At 66.4% G+C, this 21256-nt stretch carries 18 protein-coding genes and 1 tRNA gene; 7 read left to right on the top strand and 12 right to left on the bottom strand.

Annotation, left to right across the window (positions count from 1 at the left end):
* Nucleotides 1-5 precede the first annotated feature (5 nt).
* Complete coding sequence (locus ACP156_RS06060) at nt 6-2048, top strand: ASKHA domain-containing protein (protein WP_425050407.1); 2043 nt, start codon at nt 6-8, stop codon at nt 2046-2048.
* On the opposite strand, the gene ACP156_RS06055 is transcribed toward ACP156_RS06060, so the two are convergent.
* Nucleotides 2045-3043, bottom strand: coding sequence for a serine hydrolase domain-containing protein (locus ACP156_RS06055; RefSeq protein ID WP_425050406.1), 999 nt, complete (start codon nt 3041-3043; stop codon nt 2045-2047). The two genes, ACP156_RS06060 and ACP156_RS06055, sit on opposite strands and share 4 nt — an antisense overlap.
* A 152-nt stretch (nt 3044-3195) precedes the next feature.
* Here ACP156_RS06055 and ACP156_RS06050 point away from each other — a divergent pair.
* Nucleotides 3196-3269: transfer RNA gene (locus ACP156_RS06050), tRNA-Gly, on the top strand.
* A gap of 178 nt (nt 3270-3447) precedes the next feature.
* Here ACP156_RS06050 and ACP156_RS06045 read toward each other — a convergent pair.
* From ACP156_RS06045 to zwf, 4 genes are all read right to left on the bottom strand, one after another.
* Entirely contained in the window at nt 3448-4545 is a 1098-nt protein-coding gene (locus ACP156_RS06045; RefSeq protein WP_425050405.1) for a histidine kinase dimerization/phosphoacceptor domain -containing protein, read from the bottom strand.
* Between the two features lie 315 nt (nt 4546-4860).
* Nucleotides 4861-6468 carry a glucose-6-phosphate isomerase gene (gene pgi, locus ACP156_RS06040; protein ID WP_425050404.1) on the bottom strand — a complete coding sequence of 536 codons (1608 nt, stop codon included), beginning with the start codon at nt 6466-6468 and terminating at the stop codon, nt 4861-4863.
* A 35-nt stretch (nt 6469-6503) separates the two neighbouring features.
* The gene (pgl, locus tag ACP156_RS06035) at nt 6504-7178 is read right to left on the bottom strand and encodes a 6-phosphogluconolactonase (RefSeq protein WP_425050403.1); all 675 of its coding nucleotides are present in this window, start codon (nt 7176-7178) and stop codon (nt 6504-6506) included.
* Nucleotides 7175-8632, bottom strand: coding sequence for a glucose-6-phosphate dehydrogenase (gene zwf / locus ACP156_RS06030; protein ID WP_425050402.1), 1458 nt, complete (start codon nt 8630-8632; stop codon nt 7175-7177). The genes pgl and zwf overlap by 4 nt, the downstream gene beginning before the upstream one ends.
* Nucleotides 8633-8805: 173 nt before the next feature.
* On the opposite strand from zwf, the gene ACP156_RS06025 reads away from it, so the two are divergent.
* Nucleotides 8806-9759 (top strand): radical SAM protein, encoded by a 954-nt coding sequence (locus tag ACP156_RS06025; protein WP_425050401.1) that lies wholly within the window; start codon nt 8806-8808, stop codon nt 9757-9759.
* Between the two features lie 69 nt (nt 9760-9828).
* Here ACP156_RS06025 and ACP156_RS06020 read toward each other — a convergent pair whose 3' ends face one another.
* Both ACP156_RS06020 and ACP156_RS06015 read right to left on the bottom strand, forming a co-directional pair.
* Nucleotides 9829-10680, bottom strand: coding sequence for an NAD(P)H-hydrate dehydratase (locus ACP156_RS06020; protein ID WP_425050400.1), 852 nt, complete (start codon nt 10678-10680; stop codon nt 9829-9831).
* A gap of 46 nt (nt 10681-10726) precedes the next feature.
* A complete protein-coding gene (locus tag ACP156_RS06015; RefSeq protein WP_425050399.1) occupies nt 10727-11413 on the bottom strand; it encodes an NAD(P)H-hydrate epimerase in 687 nt (228 codons plus the stop codon).
* A gap of 179 nt (nt 11414-11592) precedes the next feature.
* Between ACP156_RS06015 and ACP156_RS06010 the strand changes: the two genes are divergently transcribed.
* The 3 genes from ACP156_RS06010 to eno all read left to right on the top strand — a co-directional run bounded on the left by ACP156_RS06010 (nt 11593) and on the right by eno (nt 14862).
* Nucleotides 11593-11931: a P-II family nitrogen regulator gene (locus ACP156_RS06010; protein WP_275630941.1), complete on the top strand. Its 339-nt coding sequence runs from the start codon at nt 11593-11595 to the stop codon at nt 11929-11931.
* A 57-nt stretch (nt 11932-11988) separates the two neighbouring features.
* Nucleotides 11989-13395 carry a type I glutamate--ammonia ligase gene (glnA, locus tag ACP156_RS06005; protein WP_425050398.1) on the top strand — a complete coding sequence of 469 codons (1407 nt, stop codon included), beginning with the start codon at nt 11989-11991 and terminating at the stop codon, nt 13393-13395.
* A gap of 189 nt (nt 13396-13584) precedes the next feature.
* The gene (gene eno / locus ACP156_RS06000) at nt 13585-14862 is read left to right on the top strand and encodes a phosphopyruvate hydratase (protein ID WP_425050397.1); all 1278 of its coding nucleotides are present in this window, start codon (nt 13585-13587) and stop codon (nt 14860-14862) included.
* 86 nt (nt 14863-14948) lie between these two features.
* Here the strand turns inward: eno and ACP156_RS05995 are convergent, their stop codons facing one another.
* A complete protein-coding gene (locus ACP156_RS05995; RefSeq protein ID WP_425050396.1) occupies nt 14949-15467 on the bottom strand; it encodes a PRC-barrel domain-containing protein in 519 nt (172 codons plus the stop codon).
* 124 nt (nt 15468-15591) lie between these two features.
* Between ACP156_RS05995 and ACP156_RS05990 the strand changes: the two genes are divergently transcribed.
* On the top strand, nt 15592-16023 hold the full coding sequence (locus tag ACP156_RS05990; RefSeq protein ID WP_425050826.1) for a cupin domain-containing protein: 432 nt from the start codon (nt 15592-15594) through the stop codon (nt 16021-16023).
* Nucleotides 16024-16045: 22 nt separating this feature from the next.
* Here ACP156_RS05990 and ACP156_RS05985 read toward each other — a convergent pair whose 3' ends face one another.
* The 4 genes from ACP156_RS05985 to ACP156_RS05970 all read right to left on the bottom strand — a co-directional run bounded on the left by ACP156_RS05985 (nt 16046) and on the right by ACP156_RS05970 (nt 21230).
* Entirely contained in the window at nt 16046-17164 is a 1119-nt protein-coding gene (locus ACP156_RS05985) for a cobalamin-independent methionine synthase II family protein (protein WP_425050395.1), read from the bottom strand.
* A 145-nt stretch (nt 17165-17309) separates the two neighbouring features.
* Nucleotides 17310-18239, bottom strand: a complete 930-nt coding sequence (locus tag ACP156_RS05980; protein WP_425050394.1) for a class I fructose-bisphosphate aldolase — start codon at nt 18237-18239, stop codon at nt 17310-17312.
* 166 nt (nt 18240-18405) lie between these two features.
* Entirely contained in the window at nt 18406-19980 is a 1575-nt protein-coding gene (locus tag ACP156_RS05975) for a hypothetical protein (protein WP_425050393.1), read from the bottom strand.
* A gap of 59 nt (nt 19981-20039) precedes the next feature.
* Nucleotides 20040-21230, bottom strand: a complete 1191-nt coding sequence (locus ACP156_RS05970; protein WP_425050391.1) for a phosphoglycerate kinase — start codon at nt 21228-21230, stop codon at nt 20040-20042.
* Nucleotides 21231-21256: the final 26 nt, after the last annotated feature.

The raw sequence follows: 21256 nt of genomic DNA, 5'->3' as shown, positions 1-21256 counted from the left end.
GCGCCATGGACCCGCTTGTCATCTTCACCCCCTCCGGCAAACGCGGACGCTTTCCCGTTGGCACCCCTGTCCTGACCGCGGCGCGGCAGCTTGGCGTCGACCTCGACTCGGTCTGCGGCGGGCGCGGTATCTGCTCGAAATGTCAGGTGAACCCGTCTTACGGCGAGTTCTCGAAACACGGCGTCACCGTGAAGTCCGACGCGTTGTCCGGGTGGAACGCGGTCGAAGAGCGGTACGACCGGGTGCGCGGGCTGAAAGAGGGCCGCCGGCTGGGCTGTCAGGCGCAGATCCAGTCCGACGTGGTGATCGACGTCCCTCCAGAAAGCCAGGTCCACAAGCAGGTCGTCCGCAAGGCCGCCGCGGTGCGCGACATCACCATGGACCCGGCGACGCGGCTGTATCTTGTCGAGGTGCAGGAACCCGACATGCACGAGCCCTCGGGCGATCTCGAACGGCTGAAGCGGGCGCTGGCGGACCAGTGGCAGATCGGAACCGAGGGGCTGAGCGTGCCCCTGCCTGTCCTGTCGAAGCTTCAGCCCGCGTTGCGCAAGGGGAACTGGCAGGTCACCGTCGCGCTGCACAAGGGCCATGCCGACGCGGGCGAGCGTATCCTCGACATCTGGCCGGGCTATTGGGAGGGGCGGCTGTACGGGCTGGCCATCGACCTTGGCTCGACCACCATCGCGGCGCATCTGTGCGACCTGCGCAACGGCGAGGTCGTGGCCAGCGCCGGGGTGATGAACCCGCAGATCCGCTTCGGCGAGGACCTGATGAGCCGCGTGTCCTATGCGATGATGAACGAAGGCGGCGCGGTCGAGATGACGAAAGCCGTGCGCGACGCGATCAACCGCCTGACGATCGAGATCGCTGCCGAGGGCGGCATCGCGGCGGCGCAGATCATGGAAACCGTCTTTGTCTGCAACCCGGTGATGCACCACCTTCTGGTGGGGCTCGACCCGGTAGAGCTGGGACAGGCGCCCTTCGCGCTGGCGACCTCGGACTCGCTGTCGCTCGACGCGGCAGAGCTGGACCTGACCGAGATGAACCCCTCGGCCCGCGTCTACATCCTGCCCTGCATCGCGGGCCACGTGGGCGCCGATGCCGCCGCCGTGGCGCTGGCCGAAGAGCCCTGGAAATCGGAAGACCTCGTGCTGATCGTCGATGTCGGCACCAATGCCGAGATCCAGCTGGGCGACAAGCGCCGGGTGCTGGCCTGTTCCTCGCCCACCGGCCCCGCCTTCGAGGGCGCGCAGATCAGTTCCGGCCAGCGCGCCGCGCCGGGCGCCATCGAGCGGGTCGAGATCGACCCCGTCACCAAGGAACCGCGCTTCCGCATCATCGGCTGCGATCTGTGGTCGGATGACGCCGGATTTGCCGCCCAGGCGGCGGCCAGCGGCGTGACCGGCATCTGCGGATCCGGCATCATCGAGGCCGTGGCCGAGATGCGCATGGCGGGCGTTCTGGACGCGCGCGGGCTGATCGGCTCGGCCGCGCAGACCGGCACCGACCGCTGCATCGCCGAGGGACGGACGCACGCCTATGTCATCCACGACGGACGCGCCGAGGGCGGCCCGCTGATCACCGTCACACAGGGGGACATCCGGGCGATCCAGCTGGCGAAATCGGCGCTTTATGCGGGCGCGCGCCTGCTGATGGACGAGTTGCAGACCGAAACCGTGGACCGCGTCGTGCTGGCGGGCGCATTCGGCGCGCATATCTCGCCCAAGCACGCGATGGTGCTGGGGATGATCCCCGACTGCGCCCTGGACCGCGTGACCTCGGCCGGCAACGCCGCCGGGACCGGGGCGCGGATCGCGCTGTGCAATCTCGGGGCGCGGGCCGAGATCGAGAAACGCGTGCACCAGATCCACAAGGTCGAGACCGCCATCGAGCCGCGCTTTCAGGAACATTTCGTCGCCGCCAACGCGATCCCGCACGCCACGGCGCCATTCCCGCACCTGAAAGAGGTGGCCACCCTGCCCGACGTCAGCTTCAACGTCGGCGGCGGCGGCGAGGATGGCGGGCGCAGGCGCAGACGGCGCGGCTAGACTTCCGAGGCGATGGCCTCGACCAACCGCCTGAGGTCGCCGAAATACCCCGCCGAGCGTGCCGGCTGCGACGGATCCGACGTGATCGCGATGACCAGCCGCCGCGACGGGATCACCGCCAGCATCTGCCCGCCGTAGCCGCGCGCATAGGCGGCCTGTGCGTTGTCCATCCGGGTCAGGAACCAGCCATAACCGTATTGGTCGCCCGAGAACGGCGACCGGGTGCGCGGCTCCCAGCTTGTTTGAAGCCACGCGGCGGGCACGATGCGGTCGCCCTGCCACATGCCGTCATCCACCACCATCTGTCCGATCCGCGCCAGCCCGCGCGGGCTGAGCGCCATGTCATTGCCGCCAAGGTAGCGGCCCTGCGGGTCCTGCACCCACGGCGCAAAGTCGACGCCCATCGGCGCGCCCAGCCAATCGCGCGTCAGCGACAGCAGGCTTTGCCCGGTCACCTGCGACAGCACCGCGCCCAGCACGTGCCAGCCGCCGGTGGAATAGATGAATCGTCCGCCGGGCGTGCTGACCAGATCCTGCCCCAACGCGTCCTCGACCCAGTCGCCGCTGGCCACCCACGCCCCGTAGTTGCCGCCCGACACGCTTTCCAGCCCGGTCCGCATCGTCAGCAGGTGGTCGATGGTCAGCGCGTCCCGCGCGTCCCCGGTCTCGGGCCGTCCCAGAAGCGGCAGCACCCGCGCATCCGTGCCCTCGATCAGCCCACGGTCGATGGCGATGCCGGTCAGCAGGGCCACCAGCGACTTCGACACCGATTTGACGTTGGCGATCCCGTCCGGCCCTCGGCCGCCGAAGGTCTCTGTGTAGATCTCCTCGTCGTCGCGGCGCACGATCACCGTGTGAAGCCGGTCCGCATAGTCGGTCACCGTGGCCCGGTAGCTTTGCGCACGGGCCAGCGACGGGGCGGCGATCGCGGCGGTGGAGGCGGCCAGAAAAAGACGCCGGTTCAGGGTGATACGGGGGGATCGGGCAATGCTCATGACGGGCATATTCGGGCGCCGCGGCGGAATGGCAATGCACCGGCGATCACGGTGCCGTGCACCCGGTCCGGACGGCGCCCCGCACCCGGTATTGCGGCGTCCGCGAGCCCATTGACTGGCAAAGCGGCAGGGGCTATCTCCCGTTCACCCGGGCGGGTGTAGCTCAATGGTAGAGCAGGAGCTTCCCAAGCTTAAGACGAGGGTTCGATTCCCTTCACCCGCTCCAGGATTTCTCGATGTGTGAGGTTTGGCGCGCGGGTTTCGGCCGGTGCGCGGTTTGTGGTGTGCGTTTTGTACGGTGCGCACAAGTGCGCACCCTACGGTCCGTCGCGTAGGGTGCGCATTCATGCGCACCAACCACCCCCGATCCGCATCACAATGTACGGTGCGCATTCATGCGCACCCTACCCGGGCTCTTTCGGGGTGAACTCGAGCGTGATGCGAAGACCGGGGTCAAGGCGCGTCACGTCCAGCATGCCGTCAAGCTCGAGGCTGATCACCTCGCCCAGCATCGTGCCCAGACCGTCGCGCGTCGTCGCGGCCTCGTCCGGCAGACCGATGCCATCGTCCTCGCAGGAGAACCGGATCCGGCCGTCGGCAAGCTGTTCGGCCGTATAGCGGACGTGCCCCACCCGCTCGCCCGGAAACGCATGTTTGAACGCGTTGGCGGCGGTCTCGTTGAACAGAACCCCCACCATCGCCGCGTCGGCCGAGGCGATCTGAACCGCCGGCGCGGTGCCGCTGACCGTGATCCCATCCGGCGCGATCTCGGTCAGGTGGCGGGCGAGGTTCTCAAGATAGGCGTCCAGCGCGACGGTGTGGTCGGTGCCGGTGCGGTACAGCTGTTCGTGGACGACCGCGACCGAGCCGATCCGGCGGCCGACCCGTTCCAGCGCCTGCTTGGCGTCGTCGCTCTTGGACCGGCGCGCCTCGAACCGGGCGACAGCCGCCAGCGATTGCAGCGAGTTCTTCACCCGGTGGTCGATCTCGCGGCGCAGCGTGTCGGCGGTGCGCAGCGACAGGCGCAGGTCCAGTTGCGCCATCACCTGCTTCGCCATCACCCGCAACGTCTCGCGCTGCACTTCGGTCAGCCTGCGCGGCGTGTAGTCCAGCACGCATAGCGAGCCAAGCGGCAGCCCGTCCGGCGTGATCAGCGGCGCGCCCGCGTAAAAGCGGAACGCGCGGTCGCCCATGCACAGCGGGTTGTCGGCGCTGCGGGGATCGGTCTGCGTGTCCTCGATTTCCAGGATACCGTCGCCGAGGATCGCATGCGAACAGATCGACTGTTCCACAGGCGTTTCGGACGCGTCCAGCCCCAGCCGCGCCTTGAACCACTGGCGGTGTTCCTCGACCAGCGAGACCAGCGCGATCGGCACCTCGCAGATACGCGCAACAAGCCCGACGACCTCTTCGAATGCCTCTTCGGGGGGCGTATCCAGGATGTCGTAGCTGGCAAGCGCAGCCAGCCGCGCGCCCTGCCTCGGATGTAGTTCGGCCTTCACTCTCAAGCGTCCCCCTGTTCGCGAGCGGACTGGATCATTCATAAATTTCAATGAGTTTGCAAGACACATTCGCGTCGTTCGGCACAGCATCGCCGGTAAGGTTAACGGCCATCGGGGACTGCGTGAGTTATCAGCGACTTGTCGCCGACCCCCGCCGCAAAACATGCGACCAGGATGAAACTTTACCGTAAGTCACTTCGTGTCTGGGCATAAGGCGCGGAGCCGGAACCCTTGTTTAGGTCCCGCCGCGTTCCGCGTCCCTCTTGATTGCGGAGCGACCGTGCTCCCGATCGGGAGGGGGCGGTTCGACCCGGTTCAGTTGGCGTAACGGTGTATGTAATTCACGAGTTGCCGGGTCGAGCCATCCTTCCCGTCCGCGCTTTCCTTGCCCTCCACGATGGGCCCCAGCGCGGTGGCCAGTTCCTTGCCAAGCTCGACGCCCCACTGGTCGAACGAGTTGATGCCAAGGATCACCCCCTCGACGAAAACGCGGTGCTCGTACAGCGCGATGATCTGGCCCAGCATGCGCGGGGTCAGCAGCGGGTAGACCAGCGTCGTGGACGGGCGGTTGCCCTCGAACACGCGGTGCCGCGCCTGACGCTCCAACTCGGCGCCCTCGAACGTGCCCGCGACCTTCCCGGTGGCTTCCTCCAGCGACCGGCCGCGCATCAGCGCCTCGGACTGGGCAAGACAGTTGGCCATCAGCAACTGGTGCTGGTGGACGAGCTTCGGCTCGTGGCCCTTGGCCGCTACCATGAACTCGCAAGGAATGACCCGCGTGCCCTGATGGATCAGCTGGTAGAACGCGTGCTGGCCGTTGGTGCCCGGCTCGCCCCAGACCACGGGGCCCGAGTTGTAGTCCAGCCGCGCGCCGTCCATCGAGACGGATTTGCCGTTCGATTCCATCTCCAGCTGTTGCAGGTAGGCGGGCAGTCGCGACAGCCGCTGGTCATAGGGCAGCACGGCGCGGGTCGCATGGCCGCAGACCTGATTGTGCCAGATGCCGACAAGCGCCAGCATCAGCGGGATGTTGTCCGCGCCCTCGGCGTCCCGGAAATGCGCGTCCATCGCGGCGCCGCCGGCAAGGAACTCGCGAAAGTCCTCGGGCCCCACCGCGACCATCAGTGACAGGCCGATCGGCCCCCACATGGAATAGCGCCCGCCGACCCAGTCCTCGAAGCCGAACACGCGGCTTTCGTCGATGCCGAAGTCGGCGGTCTTTTCCAGGTTCGACGACAGCGCCGCGAAATGGCCGCCTGCCGCGTCCTCGCCCACCGCCGCCGCGATCCAGTCGCGGGCGGTCCGGGCGTTGGTCATCGTCTCGATGGTGGTGAAGGTCTTCGACGCCACGATCACCAGGGTCGTCTCGGGATCGAGCCCGGCGGTCACGTCGTGGATATGCGCGCCGTCGACATTCGACACGAAATGACAGCGCGGGCCGTCCGCATAGGGCGCCAGCGCCAGCACCGCCATCGCGGGCCCAAGGTCGGACCCGCCGATGCCGATGTTCACCACGTCGGTGAACCGCTTGCCGGCGGGCGTTGTGAACGCGCCGCCGCGCAGATCGGCGGCGAAGCGTTCCATCCGCCCAAGCGTCTCGCGCACGCCGGGCATTACGTCGGCGCCGTCGACCGTCACCGAGCCTTCGGGATTGCGCAGCGCGGTGTGCAGAACCGCTCGCCCCTCGGTCTCGTTGATCTTCTCGCCGGTGAACATCGCCTCGCGCCGTTCGGCCACGCCGCGCGCCTCGGCCAGCGCCAGTAGCATGTCGCGGGCGTGCAGGTCGATGTTGGTCTTGGAATAGTCGAACAGCATGCCAAGCGCGGCGGTCGAGAAGGTTTTGGCCCGGTCTGCATCGTCGAACAGGGACAGGATCCGGCGCTCTTTCACAGTGGCGAGGTGGGACTTCAGGTCTTCGAACATCGGTTGTACTCCGCCCGTTTTTGCTCTGCCCGGCTTTACTCGGCCCAGTGGACCGTTGCTTCGGGAAGGATGGAAATCACCGGCGCGGCCATCGGGTCGCGCTCTTTCCGGGCGCGTTCCAGCGCCTCGCGCTTCTTGGCGCCGGTGATGACGATATGGGTCGACATCGCGTCCTTCAGGACGCGGGCCGACAGGGTGACGCGGGCCTCGGGCTGGTCCGGCGTGCGGACCGACAGCAGGACCGGCGCGTCCGGAGCCAGCGCTTCGGCCAGCCCGTCGCCATGCGGAAACAGCGACGCGGTGTGCATGTCGTCGCCCATGCCCAGCAGCAGCACGGTGATCGGCAACGCCGCCTCGACCCTCTCGCGCAGCGCTTCCAGCTTGTCCTCGGGCTCGGGCGCGTCGACATAAAGCGGGATATAGCTGGCGGACGAGGCGCGGCTGACCAGCAGGCGCTCGCGGATCAGCTTGGTGTTCGAACGGTCGCTGTCGCCCGGCACCCAGCGTTCATCCGTCAGCATGACCTTCACCCGGCCCCAGTCCAGCCGCGCGGCGCAGAGGTCGTCGAACACCGGCCCCGGCGTGGTGCCGCCGGGCACGGCAAGCGTCGCCGTGTCGTCGTGCATCAGATGACTGTTGAGTTCGCCCGCCAGCTTGTTGGCAAGGTCCATCATCATCATCTCGCGGTCGGCGTATTCGACGAAGTTCATGCCTTCACGTCGCGCCAGCGGCGTCCCTCGCGGTACAGCAGCATCAGCGATTCCTCCGGCCCCGTGGTGCCGGGGGCATAGGGTTTCGGACGCTCGCCCGACTCTTCCCACGTGCCGATGATCGGATCGGCCCAGGCCCAGGCGGCCTCGACCTCGTCGCCGCGCATGAACAGGGTCTGGTTGCCCCGGATTACGTCCATGATCAGCCGTTCATAGGCGTCGGCCACGTCACCCGCGTCCGGCCCCAGCGCCTCGGCGAAGGACATATCCAGCGGCACCTCGATCAGGCGCATGCCGCCCGGCCCCGGCTCTTTGATGGTGACGCGCAGGTTCATGCCCTCGTTCGGCTGGAGCCGGATCACCAGCACGTTGCCACGCCGGTCGTTCGACTTCTCGCCGAAGATCGAGTGCGGCGGGTGCTTGAACACCACCGCGATCTCGGAGGCGCGCGCCTTCATGCGCTTGCCGGTGCGCACGTAGATCGGCGTGCCCTTCCAGCGCCAGTTCGAGATGTGCAGCTTCATCGCGATGAAGCTTTCGGTGATCGAGCCGTTGTCCTCGACATCGTCGAAATAGCTCGCGACCTTGTCGTCGCCCTCGTACTGACCCCGCACGATGTCCTCGGGCTGAACCGGGTCGAGCGCGCGGATCACCTTCAGCTTCTCGTCGCGCACCGCGTCGGGCTCGAAATGGTGCGGCGGCTCCATCGCGATCAGGCACAGAAGCTGCATCAGGTGGTTCTGCACCATGTCCCGCATCGCGCCGGACTTGTCGTAATAGCTGCCGCGCCCGCCGACGCCCACCGTCTCGGCCACGGTGATCTGGATGTGATCGACGTACAGCGCGTTCCACAGCGGCTCGAACAGGACGTTGCCGAAGCGGACCGCCATCAGGTTCTGCACCGTCTCTTTCCCGAGATAGTGGTCGATGCGGTAGATCTGCTCTTCCGCGAAATACTTGCGCAGCGTCGCGTTCAGCGCCTTGGCGGACTTCAGGTCGTGGCCGAAGGGCTTTTCGACCACGATGCGGGTCTCCTTGCCGGCCATCTTGTACTTGTGCAGCCGCTCGGCCAGATCGCCGAACAGGCTGGGACCGACCGAGAAATAGAACGCATGGACCACGTCCTCGCGCACCTTCTTCGCCAGTTCCGTCCAGCCCTTGTCGCCGGTGGCGTCCACCGCGACGAAGCTGATGATTTCAAGGAATGCGTCAATCTTGTCGGTGTCGTCCTTGCCTTCAAGCGCGAATTCCTGAATCGCGGCGCGGACTTCCTCGCGATAGTCCTTGTCGGACATGTCGTGGCGGGAGCAGCCGACGATGCGGGCGTCCTCGGGCATCTGGCCGGCCCAGAACCGGCGGTAGAGGCCCGGCAGGATCTTGCGGCGGGCCAGATCGCCGGTGCCGCCGAAGATGACCAGATCGAAGGGATCCACAGGGATGACGCGGGAGACCATGAGCGACCTTTCCGGGATGTGGTTAGCGCTAACGGGGCTGGATTTATCACAACTTCCCGCCAAGTCTAGCGCGAGGATGCGGCATCACAACCGCGACATGCGCCATTTGTGCGGGTTTTCGTCGGAATGTCCGGGGACTAGGCTGCCATGAAACGCAAACCGGCGGAGACGGAATGAAAGATCAGGCGCTCGAAAACGCGGAACATGCTAAGTTCTCGGACCCCTTCGTGACCGCGAAGGGAGAAACGCGCGCCTCTGTGCCGCTGTCCGATCCGCAGACGCTGTGGTTCAACACCGGGACGCTGTGCAACATCGAGTGCGTGAACTGCTATATCGAAAGCTCGCCCGAGAACGACCGGCTTGTCTATCTGACCGCCGACGAGGTGTCCGATTACCTCGACCAGCTTGAGGCCCGGAACTGGGACGTGCGCGAAATCGGCTTTACCGGCGGCGAACCCTTCATGAACCCCGAGATGGTCGAGATGGCCCGCCGGTCGCTGGTGCGCGGCTACGAGGTGCTGATCCTCACCAACGCGATGCGGCCGATGATGCGGCCCCGCGTGCGCGAAGGGCTGGCGACGCTGGTGGCAGAGTACGGCGACCGCCTGACGCTGCGGATCTCGGTCGATCACTGGTCGGCGGAGAAGCACGACGAGGAACGCGGCGCCGGCAGCTTCGCGAAGACGGTCGAGGGGATGGAATGGCTGCGCGACACCGGTGCGCGGATGACGGTGGCCGGGCGCACCCTGTGGCACGAGGACAAAGCAGAGGCGCGCGCGGGCTATGCCGGGTTCTACGCCCGCCATGGCTTTGCCATCGACGCCGCCGACCCGGGCCAGACGGTTCTGTTTCCCGAAATGGACGAGCGCGTCGAGGTGCCCGAGATCACCACCGCCTGCTGGGGCATTCTGAACAAGGCGCCCGAACAGGTGATGTGCGCGTCCAGCCGGATGGTGGTCAAGCGCAAGGGCGCCGCCCGCCCTGCCGTGGTGGCCTGCACCCTTCTGCCCTATGACCCGCAGTTCGAGTTGGGCGAGACGCTGGCCGACGCCGAAGGCGCGGTGCAGTTGAACCACCCGCATTGCGCCAAGTTCTGCGTGCTGGGCGGGGCGAGTTGCTCTGCCTGAACCGGCGGGCGGACGACAGGTTTCCGAGCCTCCGACCGAGTTGCTTCCGGGCGGAACAAGCCTGACCCGTTACAGACCGAGCGTGCGGAAGACCTGTGGCAGCATGTCGGGCAGGTCCTCGGCGATCAGGCCGGGGCCGAAGGCACGGGCGCATTCGACATGCAGCCACGCGCCGGTCTCGGCGGCCTGAAGCGGATCGAAGCCCCGCGCCAGCAGCCCCGAGACGAAGCCCGCCAGCACGTCCCCTGCCCCAGCGGTCGCCAGCCACGGCGCGGCGCGCGGGCCTTCGGCGCGGTGGATGGCGGTGGTGCCGTCGGCGCTGGCGATGGCGGTCACCGCGCCCTTCAACAACACGGTGCAGCCCGCCTGTGCCGCGGCGGCGCGGGTGGCGTCGATGCGGTCGGGCACATTCTCGGCGATGGCGGAAAACAGCCGTCCGAACTCGCCCGCGTGGGGCGTCAGGACGCAGCCCTCGTGCAGCATGTCCGCCAGCACCGGGTCGCGGGACAGAAGCGTCAGCGCGTCCGCGTCCAGCAAGGTCGCCCGTCCGGCGGCCAGCACGGCGGCGACAAGCGCGGCGTGGTCGTCGGTCAGGCCCAGCCCCGGCCCGATGCAAACCGCGTTCAGCCGCTCATCCTCCAGCAACCCGGTCAGCGCGGCGGCGTCGGCCACGCGGCGCAGCATGATCGCGTCGAGCCGGGCGGCGTTCTCCTGCTGCGCGGCGGGCGGCACGCCCAGCGTCACCAGACCGGCCCCGATCCGCAGCGCGCCCCGCGCCGCCATCCGGGCGGCACCGCCCCGGCCCGGCCCGCCGCTCAGGACGAGCACATGGCCGTGGCCGTACTTGTGGTTGTCAGAGCGCTTGGCCAGCCGCTCCCACATTTCGGGCGTGGCGCCGATTTCGGGGACTGTGTCGGTCATTCTGCCTCCGGCGGCGAGAGTTTCGGTCAGAAGAAGCGGCGGCGGGTCACAGACCGATGTCCTTGACCACCAGTTCGCCGCAGACCGCCGGCCCCTCGCCGGTCAGGTGTCCGGTCTTGGGGGCGTGGAAGGTCACCGTCAGATCGGCTGCGGCGGCAATGCCGGGATGCGGCGGCGGACCGCACAGCAGCGCGCCGGTTTCGGCGTCGAGCCCGGTGGGGATGTCGATGGCGACCACGTTCCAGTTCGCCGCGAAGGTATTCTCGACCAGCCCGCAGACGCCGGTAAAAAGGTCGAAGTCGATCGGGCGCGAGAGGCCGATGCCGAACAGCGCGTCGACGAAGACCGCACCGGGGGCGTAGACGCCAAGGAACGGTTCATAAGAGGTCGCGGGCGGGAAGCTTTCGACCGTTCCGATGGCGCACCAGCGCTCGTAATTCGTGCGGGCGTCGGGCGGCAGTTTCGCAGGGTCGCCGTAAAGTCCGACGACCACGGTCCAGCCCTTTTCGTGCAGCAGGCGCGCGACGACGAACCCGTCACCGCCGTTGTTGCCGGGCCCGCACAGCACCACTGCCCGACGCGGCGCGTCCACGTCCGTTGGCCATTTCGCAAGGATCGCTTCCACCACGCTGGCGCCGGCGCGCTCCATCAACTCAAGCCCGGTCGTCAACCCCGAGGAGATCGCCTTTGCCTCGACTTCGCGCATTTCTGCGGGCGTAATCGCTATTGTCATTCGGATTCACTTCCCCCTCATTCCTATATTGACGCATCAACGATCAAACCGCATAAAATTTAATCACCACCCCGGATTTCCCTACGTGCTACGCTGGGCTGTCACCCTCGCGAATTGTGGGGGTCCAATAGAAATGATCTTGAACCACAGACCGCAGGGTATCTAGGGAGTCGCACCACATGAAGAAGATCGAGGCGATCATCAAGCCATTCAAGCTTGATGAGGTAAAGGAGGCCCTGCAGGAAATCGGAGTGCAAGGTCTTTCCGTGATCGAGGTCAAAGGGTTCGGTCGCCAGAAAGGGCACACCGAGCTTTACCGTGGTGCGGAATATGTCGTCGACTTTCTGCCGAAGGTGAAAATCGAGGTCGTTCTGGCCTCTGATCAGGTCGACGCCGCGATCGAGGCGATCATCGGCGCCGCCAAGACCGACAAGATCGGCGACGGCAAGATTTTCGTCTCTTCGATCGAACAGGCGATCCGGATCCGGACCGGCGAATCCGGGGAAGACGCGCTTTAAGACGCGTTCCGAAATATCTCAGACAACCGAATACCGTTCCACGACAAGGGAAAAACAATGAGCAACGCTGACGTTATCAAGACGATCAAGGATGAAGAGGTCGAATACGTCGACATCCGCTTCACCGATCCGCGCGGCAAGCTGCAACACGTGACCGTCATGTCCGACCAGGTCGACGAGGACTTCCTGGAAGAAGGCTTCATGTTCGACGGTTCGTCCATCGCCGGCTGGAAGTCGATCGACCAGTCCGACATGAAACTGATGCCCGACGCAGCGTCGACCTACATGGACCCCTTCTTCGCCGAGAAGACCATGGCGATCCACTGTACCGTCGTGGAACCGGACACCATGGAAGCCTACGACCGCGACCCGCGCGGCACCGCCGAGAAGGCAGAGGCCTACCTGAAGTCCTCGGGCATCGGCGACGCGGCCTACATGGGCCCGGAAGCTGAATTCTTCCTGTTCGACAACGTCAAATACTCTGTGGCGATGAACAAGGTGTCCTACGAAGTCGACGCGCTCGACGCCGCTTGGAACACCGACACCGACTACGAGATGGGCAACATGGGCCACCGTCCCGGCGTCAAGGGCGGCTACTTCCCGGTTCCGCCGATCGACGACGCGCAGGACATCCGCGGCGAGATGCTGTCGACCATGAAGCGCATGGGCATGAAGGTCGACAAGCACCACCACGAGGTGGCTTCGTGCCAGCACGAGCTTGGCCTGATCTTCGGCACCGTCACCCACCAGGCCGACGAGCTGCAGAAGTACAAGTACGTCATCCACCAGGTCGCCGCCGCCTACGGCAAGTCGGCCACCTTCATGCCGAAGCCGATCGCAGGCGACAACGGCACGGGCATGCACGTGAACATGTCGGTCTGGAAAGACGGCAAGCCGCTGTTCGCCGGTGACAAGTACGCCGACCTCAGCGACGAGGCCCTGTGGTACATCGGCGGCATCCTGAAGCACGCCAAGGCCCTGAACGCCTTCACCAACCCGTCGACCAACTCCTACAAGCGCCTGATCCCGGGCTTCGAAGCCCCCGTTCTGCGCGCCTACTCGGCCCGCAACCGTTCGGGCTGCGTCCGGATCCCGTGGGCGGAATCGCCGAAGGCCAAGCGCGTGGAAGCCCGCTTCCCCGACCCGTCGTCGAACCCCTACCTGTGCTTCTCGGCCCTGCTGATGGCTGGCCTCGACGGCATCAAGAACAAGATCGATCCCGGCGCGGCGATGGACAAAGACCTGTACGACCTGCCGCCGGAAGAGCTGGCCGGTATCCCGACCGTCTGCGCCTCGCTTCGCGAAGCCATGGACGAGCTGGAGAAGGACTGCGACTTCCTGCTGGCCGGTGACGTGTTCACCAAAGGCCAGATCGAGGGCTACATGGACCTCAAGTGGGAAGAGATCTACGCCTTCGAACACACGCCGCACCCGGTCGAGTTCAAGATGTACTACTCCTGCTGATCCGGCAGGGTACCGACATTCGAAAGGGGCGCCCGTCGGGCGCCCCTTTTTCGTGCCGACCCGCGACGTTCCGCCCGCCTTTGCGCCCGCCTTCGGGGATGTGTGGCCGCCGCAACGGAAACCACCGTTACCCCCCGCGTCCCGGTTTGCTATAGCTCAACCGACTCAATTCACGTGCCGGAGAGCTTCATGAGCACCATCATCGACATCCACGCCCGCGAGATCCTCGACAGCCGGGGCAACCCCACCGTCGAGGTCGACGTGATCCTCGAAGACGGCACCATGGGCCGCGCCGCCGTTCCCTCGGGCGCCTCGACCGGCGCACACGAGGCCGTGGAACGCCGCGACGGGGACAAGTCCCGCTACATGGGCAAGGGCGTGCTGGAGGCCGTGGCCTCGGTCAACGGCGAGATCGCCGAAAACCTCGTGGGCTTCGACGCCACCGAGCAGGAAGCCATCGACGCCGCGATGATCGAACTGGACGGCACTTCGAACAAGGGCCGTCTTGGCGCCAACGCCATCCTCGGCGTGTCGCTGGCCACCGCGAAAGCCGCCGCCGATTTCTGCGCCCAGCCGCTGTTCCGCTACGTGGGCGGCACCTCGGCCCGCGTGCTGCCGGTGCCGATGATGAACATCATCAACGGCGGCGAACACGCCGACAACCCGATCGACATCCAGGAATTCATGATCATGCCGGTGTCGGCCACCGACATCCGCGAAGCGGTGCGCATGGGGTCGGAAGTGTTCCACACGCTGAAAAAGGAACTTTCGGCCGCCGGCATGTCCACCGGCCTTGGTGACGAAGGCGGCTTCGCCCCGGAACTGAAAGGCACCCGCGACGCGCTCGACTTCATCCTGAAGTCCATCGAAAAAGCCGGCTACAAGCCGGGCGAGGATATCTACCTCGCGCTCGACGCCGCCTCGACCGAATATTACGAGAACGGCAAGTACAACATGAAGGGCGAAGGCAAGGTGCTGTCGTCCGACGAGAACGTCGCCTACCTGCAGGGTCTGGTGAACGACTACCCGATCATCTCGATCGAGGACGGCATGGCCGAGGATGACTGGGACGGCTGGAAGGCCCTGACCGACGCCATCGGCAACAAGGTGCAACTGGTGGGCGACGACCTGTTCGTGACCAACCCCGACCGCCTGTCCGACGGCATCAAGCGCGGCTGCGCCAACTCGATGCTGGTGAAGGTGAACCAGATCGGTTCGCTGTCCGAGACGCTGAAGGCCGTCGATATGGCCCACCGCGCACGCTATACCAACGTGATGTCGCACCGCTCTGGCGAGACCGAGGACGCGACGATCGCAGACCTCGCCGTCGCCACCAACTGCGGTCAGATCAAGACCGGCTCGCTGGCACGGTCGGACCGGCTGGCGAAGTACAACCAGCTGATCCGGATCGAGGAAATGCTGGGCGAAACCGCGATCTACGCTGGAACGTCGATCCTGAAACAGTAAATCGGACCGCCTGCGGCGATCCGATCCGGACGGGGGGACGCTGTCCCCCCGCACCCCCCTGGGATATTTTCAGACCAAAGAAGAGGTCAGTCTTCGCCCAGAAGCGTGTCGATCTCTTCCGCGTCCTCGATCTGTTCGCGGCTCATGCGGGTGACGATGTAGAAACCGCCGTCCTCGGGCGTCTGCACCAGGCGCAGATCGTCGGTCGGAAGAAGCACGGTGGTCTGACCGATGCCGAGGAAGCCGCCCACGTCGACCGTCACGCCGACCACCATGGCCGAGCTGTCCAGCACCACGTCCTCGACGTCGCCGATCTCGTTCCAGCCGGTCGTTATCGGGCCAAACGGCTCGCCGCTGTCCCAGATCGCCTGATCGTAGGTCTCGCCCAGCGAGTAGATCGCGGCGTCGTCCAGCGCGCCGGCCGCGATGAGCGGCGCGTTGTGCATCATGCCCGCCGGTTCTTCCGCGGGCGCGGTGTCAGAGGCCATGTCGCCGTCGCTGCTGTCCTCGATCACCGGCGGCGGCGTCTCGGTAGCGGTGTCGTCCTGCGCCATCAGCGGCTGGGCGGCCAGACAGGCCATGGCGATAAGGGTCGTGCGATACATGGTATCCTCGCGAAAATGTCAGTTAGCGGTGAAACGCCCGTGAGCCGTCAGAGGTTCCCCGGCTTGTGGCGATTGCCCTGCCCCGCTACCCCTTGAGGACAGGCAGCGGAGGCGCGCAATGGCCATGACGGCGGACGAGATCATCGAGAACCTGCGGCTGGAGCCGCACCCCGAGGGCGGCTGGTTCCGCCAGACGTGGATCGCACAGGCCGAGGGCGATGCACGGCCCGCCGGAACCTGCATTCATTTCCTGCTGAAACAGGGCGAACGCAGCCACTGGCACCGCGTGGACGCCACCGAGATCTGGCACTTCTACGCCGGAACGCCCCTGACCCTGCGCCTTGCCGCGACCGACGCGGGCCCCGCCGTCGCGCATCGCCTCGGCCCCGACCTTGCCGCCGGAGAGCAACCGCAGGTGATCGTCCCCAAACATCACTGGCAGGCCGCCCATGCCCCCGACGGCTGGGCGCTGGTGGGCTGCACCGTGTCGCCCGCCTTCCGGTTCGAGGGGTTCGAACTGGCCGCGCCGGGCTTCGACATTCCCGACGCGGGCTAGGAAGGCCGGCGGCCCCGCCGGCTCAGGCCGCCAGATCGGCGCCCGCACGCAGGTTGCGCAGCTTTTTCCACGTCACCTCGGGGTCGATCTTGCCATAGCCCGCGAAGGTGCCGAAGCCGCAGTCGGTGCTGGCGACCACCCGGTCCGCGCCGACGATGTCGATGAACCGGCCAAGCCGCTGTGCGATCAGTTGCGGGTGCTCGACATAGTTCGAGCAGGTGTCGATCACGCCCGGCGCAAGGATCTTGTCGTCCGGGATCTCGGCGTCGCGCCAGACGGTCCACTCGTGTTCGTGGCAGGGGTTCGCGCTTTCGAACAGGATGGTGCTGGGCCGCGCCGAGAGCACCACGTCGATCACCTTCTCAAGCGGGATATCGTGGTCGTGCGGACCCTCGTAGTTGCCCCAGCACAGGTGCATCCGCATCCGGTCGGCGGGCAGTCCTTCGGTCGCGGCGTTCAGCGCCTCGACGTTCATCGCGGCGACCTTCACGAACTCGTCCTGCGACATATCCTGATAGCCGGTGTGCGCCGACATGGCGAGGTCGGGGCAGTCGAACTGGATGTCGAAGCCCGCGTCGAGGATCGCTTCGTACTCGGGCCGCATCGCGTCGACCAGCGCCGACAGATAGCTTTCGTGGTCCGGGTAATAGCGGTTCACCTGAAACGCGGTGATCAGCCCCGGCGAGGCCGCGTTCATGAAAGCCTTGGTGCCCTTGCCCTCGGCTTCGAGCGCGGCCTTGAAGCGGCGGATGTCGTCCAGCGCGGGTTGCAGGTCGACCAGCTTCACCGCGTCGATACACGAGGCGCGGGTGAACTCCTGGCTGCCCATGATGGCGCTGAGTTTCTTCGCCAGCCCCGGATGCGCGGCAAGGTCCTTGGCGGGCTTCCGGTCGATGTGGCCGCCGAACCCGCTGAGGCGTTCCTGCATGTAGGTGGAATAGCCGACCTTCCCAAGCTCGCCGTCCGACACGATCGAGACACCGGCGGCGATCTGGTTCTTCACCGCCTCGTTGATCGCGGCCTGCACGGCGGCCTCGAACTCGGCCTTGTCGTAGGGCTCGCCCTTGTCCTTCGCGAGCAGCAGCGCCGACAGGGCGTCTCCGCGCGGAAGGCTTCCGACATGGGTAGTCTCGATGGTCATGGTCTCTTCCCGTTTGGCGTCCAGTTTGGCTTGCGCGCACCAGACCACCGCGGGCCGGGAAAGACAACCGGCGCGGCGGATGGCCCAGAACGCGAACGGGGCCCCGAAGGGCCCCGCAGCGTGTCCTTACGGATCAGGAGAAGGCTCAGGCCTTGCCCTTGTAGATGTCGACCAGCTTGCCCAGCATTTCCAGCGCGTCCTCGCGCGACCGCTGGAAGCTGTTGCGGCCGATGATCGAGCCGTTGCCGCCACCGTCGCGGATCGCGCGGGCGTCGTCATAAACCGCGTCGGCCCCTTTCGAGGCGCCGCCCGAGAACACGATGATCCGGCGGCCGTCGAAGGACGAGCGCACGCATTCCTTCACGCGGGCGGCCTGCGTCGAGATATCGATGCCGGCGGCCTCGAAGGACTTCTTCGCCTCGGGCTGCATGATGTGGTCGGTCGAGAGCTTGATCTTGATGATGTGCGCCCCCAGCAGCGCCGCCATGTGGGCGGCGTAGGCGCCGACGTCGATCGCGGTCTCGCCTTCCTTGGTGATGCCTTCACCGCGCGGGTAGGACCAGATCACGGTGGCGACGCCCTTGGCGGCGGCCTCTTTCCGCATCTCGACGATCTCTTCGAACATATCAAGCGCCATGTCCGAACCCGGGTAGATGGTAAAGCCGATGGCGGCGCAGCCAAGACGCAGCGCGTCGTCGACCGAGGCGGTCACGGCCTGGTTCTTGCCCGAGGTGCCGGACATCAGCGAGTTCGCCGAGTTCACCTTGAGGATCGTCGGGATCTGGCCCGCGAAGGTGTCGGCGCCCGCTTCAAGCGGCCCAAGCGGCGCGGCGTAGGCCGACAGGCCCGCGTCGATGGCCAGCTTGTAATGATAGTGCGGGTCGTACCCTTCCGGGTTCGGGGCGAAGCTGCGGGCGGGTCCGTGCTCGAACCCCTGGTCCACGGGCAGGATGATCATCTTGCCGGTGCCGGCGAGCTTGCCGTTCATCAGCATCTGGCACAGCTTGCCTTTGACGCCGGGGTTCTCGCCCTCGTAGTTCGCAAGGATCTTCTTGACGGTTCCGGTGGCCTTCATCGCGGGGCTCCTCTTCTGTCTCGGTCCAGCACCCGTCTACGGGAAGTGCGGGACAGGGGGAATTGCTGGTATCGCTAACGTCCCGCATGCGCGGGATTTTTCTGAAAATCGCCCCCGGCGCGGAGGTCTGATCCCGCGCCGGACGCCTGATTGTCGCGAAACCCGCCTATTCTGCGAAGCGCGCGGGCAGGTCCTGTTCGACCCAGACTTCCATCGCGAGATCGGAATAGCGCGCCTCGGTCCCGGACCACGCCGCGGCGGCGGCGTCACCGCCAAGGCGGACCAGTTCGTCGATCTCGGTCAGCATGTCGGCGGCTTCGGGATCGCCTGCCGCAGAGGCCAGCATCGCGTACATCGCCGCGATCCCGTAGGACCGCGCCGCGCCACGGCCCGACAGGCGCATGGCGGCCTGCTCGCGGATCGCGCCAAGCGATTGCAGCGCGTCGGACGGCAGGCTGTCGGCGCCCGAGACGCTATCCTGCAGCGACAGGACCGTCGCGAAGTCCAGCGTGTTCTCCAGCTTGTCGAGCAGCGCGGTCGCCCCCGCCTCGCCGCCTGCCCCGGCCTTCAGCGCCCATTCATAGGCGGCGTCCGGGTCACGCGCTTCCAGCGCCTTTGCCAGCAGCAGCGCGATGCCTGCGTCGCCCGCCTCGGCCAGCGGCTCCAGCAGCGCGACGCCCGCGCTGACGTTGCGCGGCGCACCGAGGCCGGTCAGCAGCGCCTCGCCCACGGTGGCCTTGTCCGCGTCCGAAAGATCCGCCGCCGCGTCGCCGGTCGCCTGACCCAGCAGCGCAACCGGCACCGCCGCCGACACCCGCGCGGGCGCCAGAGCCAGCTTCGGCTCGAACAGGACGAAGATTTCGTCGGGATCGTCGTCGATCGCCTCGAAGTCGATATAGACGTCGCCCTCGAACCCGGTCTCAAGCACCAGCCGTTCCGGGTTGGCGACGAATTGCGGCCAGACCTGTTCAAGACTGTCGAGGAACGCGTTCATCGCGGGCGACGGCGCTTCGGGCGCGCCGCCCGTCATGCCGCTGACGACCATCTCGCGCATCGCCGGGCCAGAGTTCTCTCCGGTCAGCGGCGGCGGCAGGATGCCGGACAGCGCGTCCCACAGGCCCTTGTTCTCGACCGAGAGGGTCGCGGTGTCGAGGAACCAGACCGGGTCCGGCTCTTCCATGTCGTCGCGCCCATCGAACCAGAAATACGAGAAGTCGGCACTGAGATCGAAGGTCGCCACGCCGTCCACGTCGGCGAAGACCCGCACCAAGGCGTCCGAGGACGGCATGCCATAGTCCATATCGATGGTCATGCGCGGGATGGTCAGGGTGTCGAGCCCCGCCATCTCGAAGCCCATGTGGGTTTCCGAGGGGAAACAGGCCTGCGTCGCCGTCAGCCCGGAGATCCGCGCCTTGCCGTTGAACCGGTCGGTGATGTCGATCGGCGTGCCGACGAAGGTCAGCGCGCCGATGTTGATCTCGCACTCGCCGTATTCGTCCCAGTCAAGGAACGGCCACGCGGTGATGTCGGTCATGGTGACCCGGCTGCGCCGCAGATCGACGGCCAGATCGCCGTATTGCAGGTCCATCTGCGTGCGCAGCATCTGGATGCCACTGTGCAGGAAAGACTGGGCGATCCGGTCGAGGGACAGAACGTCCCACAGCGTGACCTTGTCCTGTGCTTGGGAAGCCGCTGGAATAAGGGCGGAAACTGCCGCGGTTGCGGCAAGCAGACGACGCATCTCAAATCCTCTCGTCAAAAGTCTGTCGAGGCGGATCAGACATAAGCTGCGCCGGGAAATCAACCCTCGAGGGCGGCAACTCCGGGCAAAGTCTTGCCCTCCATCCATTCCAGAAACGCTCCGCCCGCGGTGGAGACATAGGTGAAGGAATCGCCCGCCCCCGCATGGTTCAGCGCCGCGACCGTGTCACCGCCGCCCGCGACCGAGACAAGCTCGCCCGCCTGCGTCAGCTCGGCGGCCTTCTTGGCCGCCGCGACCGTCGCGGCGTCGAACGGCGCGATCTCGAACGCACCCAGCGGGCCGTTCCAGATCAGCGTTTTCGACTGCGCGAAGATTTCGCCGATCTCGACCACCGTCGCGGGGCCTGCGTCCAGGATCATCGCGTCGGACGGACAGGCGTCGGCGGGCACGGTCTCGTTCTCGGCGCCGGCCTTGAACTCGCGCGCCACGACCACGTCCGAGGGCAGCAGGATGGTGCAGCCGGTGCTGTTCGCCTTTTCGACGATCTCGCGCGCGGTGTCGGCCATCTCGTGCTCGGCCAGCGACTTGCCCACGTCGATGCCCTGCGCCGCGAGGAAGGTGTTGGCCATGCCGCCGCCGATCACCAGCGTGTCCACCTTCTCGATCAGGTTCGACAGAAGTTCCAGCTTGGTCGAAACCTTGGCGCCGCCCACAACCGCCACGACCGGGCGCTGCGGATTGCCAAGCGCCGTTTCCAGCGCCTCAAGCTCGGCCTGCATCAGTCGGCCCGCGCAGGACGGCAGCAGCCGGGCGATGCCCTCGGTCGAGGCATGCGCGCGGTGCGCGGCGGAAAACGCGTCGTTGCAGTAGACCTCGCCAAGCGCCGCCAGCGCGGCGGCGAACATATCGTCGTTGCCTTCCTCGCCTTCGTGGAAACGGGTGTTTTCCAGCAGGACCACCTGCCCCGGCTCCATCTTCGAGACCGCGATCTTGGCCGGACCGCCGATGCAGTTCTCGGCGAAAGTCACCGGAACACCCAGCGCGGCCTCCAGCGCGGGCACCACCTGTTGCAACGACATCTCGGGCACTTCCTTGCCCTTGGGGCGTCCGAAGTGAGCCATCAGGACCGGCTTGCCGCCCTTTTCGAGGATGTCCTTCACGGTGGGAACGATGCGGTCGATCCGCGTCGTGTCGGTCACTTTCCCGTTTTCCATCGGCACGTTTATGTCGACCCGGGTCAGCACGACCTTTCCGTCAAGGTCCATGTCGTCAAGGGTTTTCCAGCTCATGCCGCTCTCCTTCGGTCGATCCGCTT

This window comes from Psychromarinibacter sp. S121 (assembly GCF_049801035.1).
GTDB lineage: Bacteria > Pseudomonadota > Alphaproteobacteria > Rhodobacterales > Rhodobacteraceae > Psychromarinibacter.
This window is presented reverse-complemented; position numbering and strand designations above follow the sequence as displayed.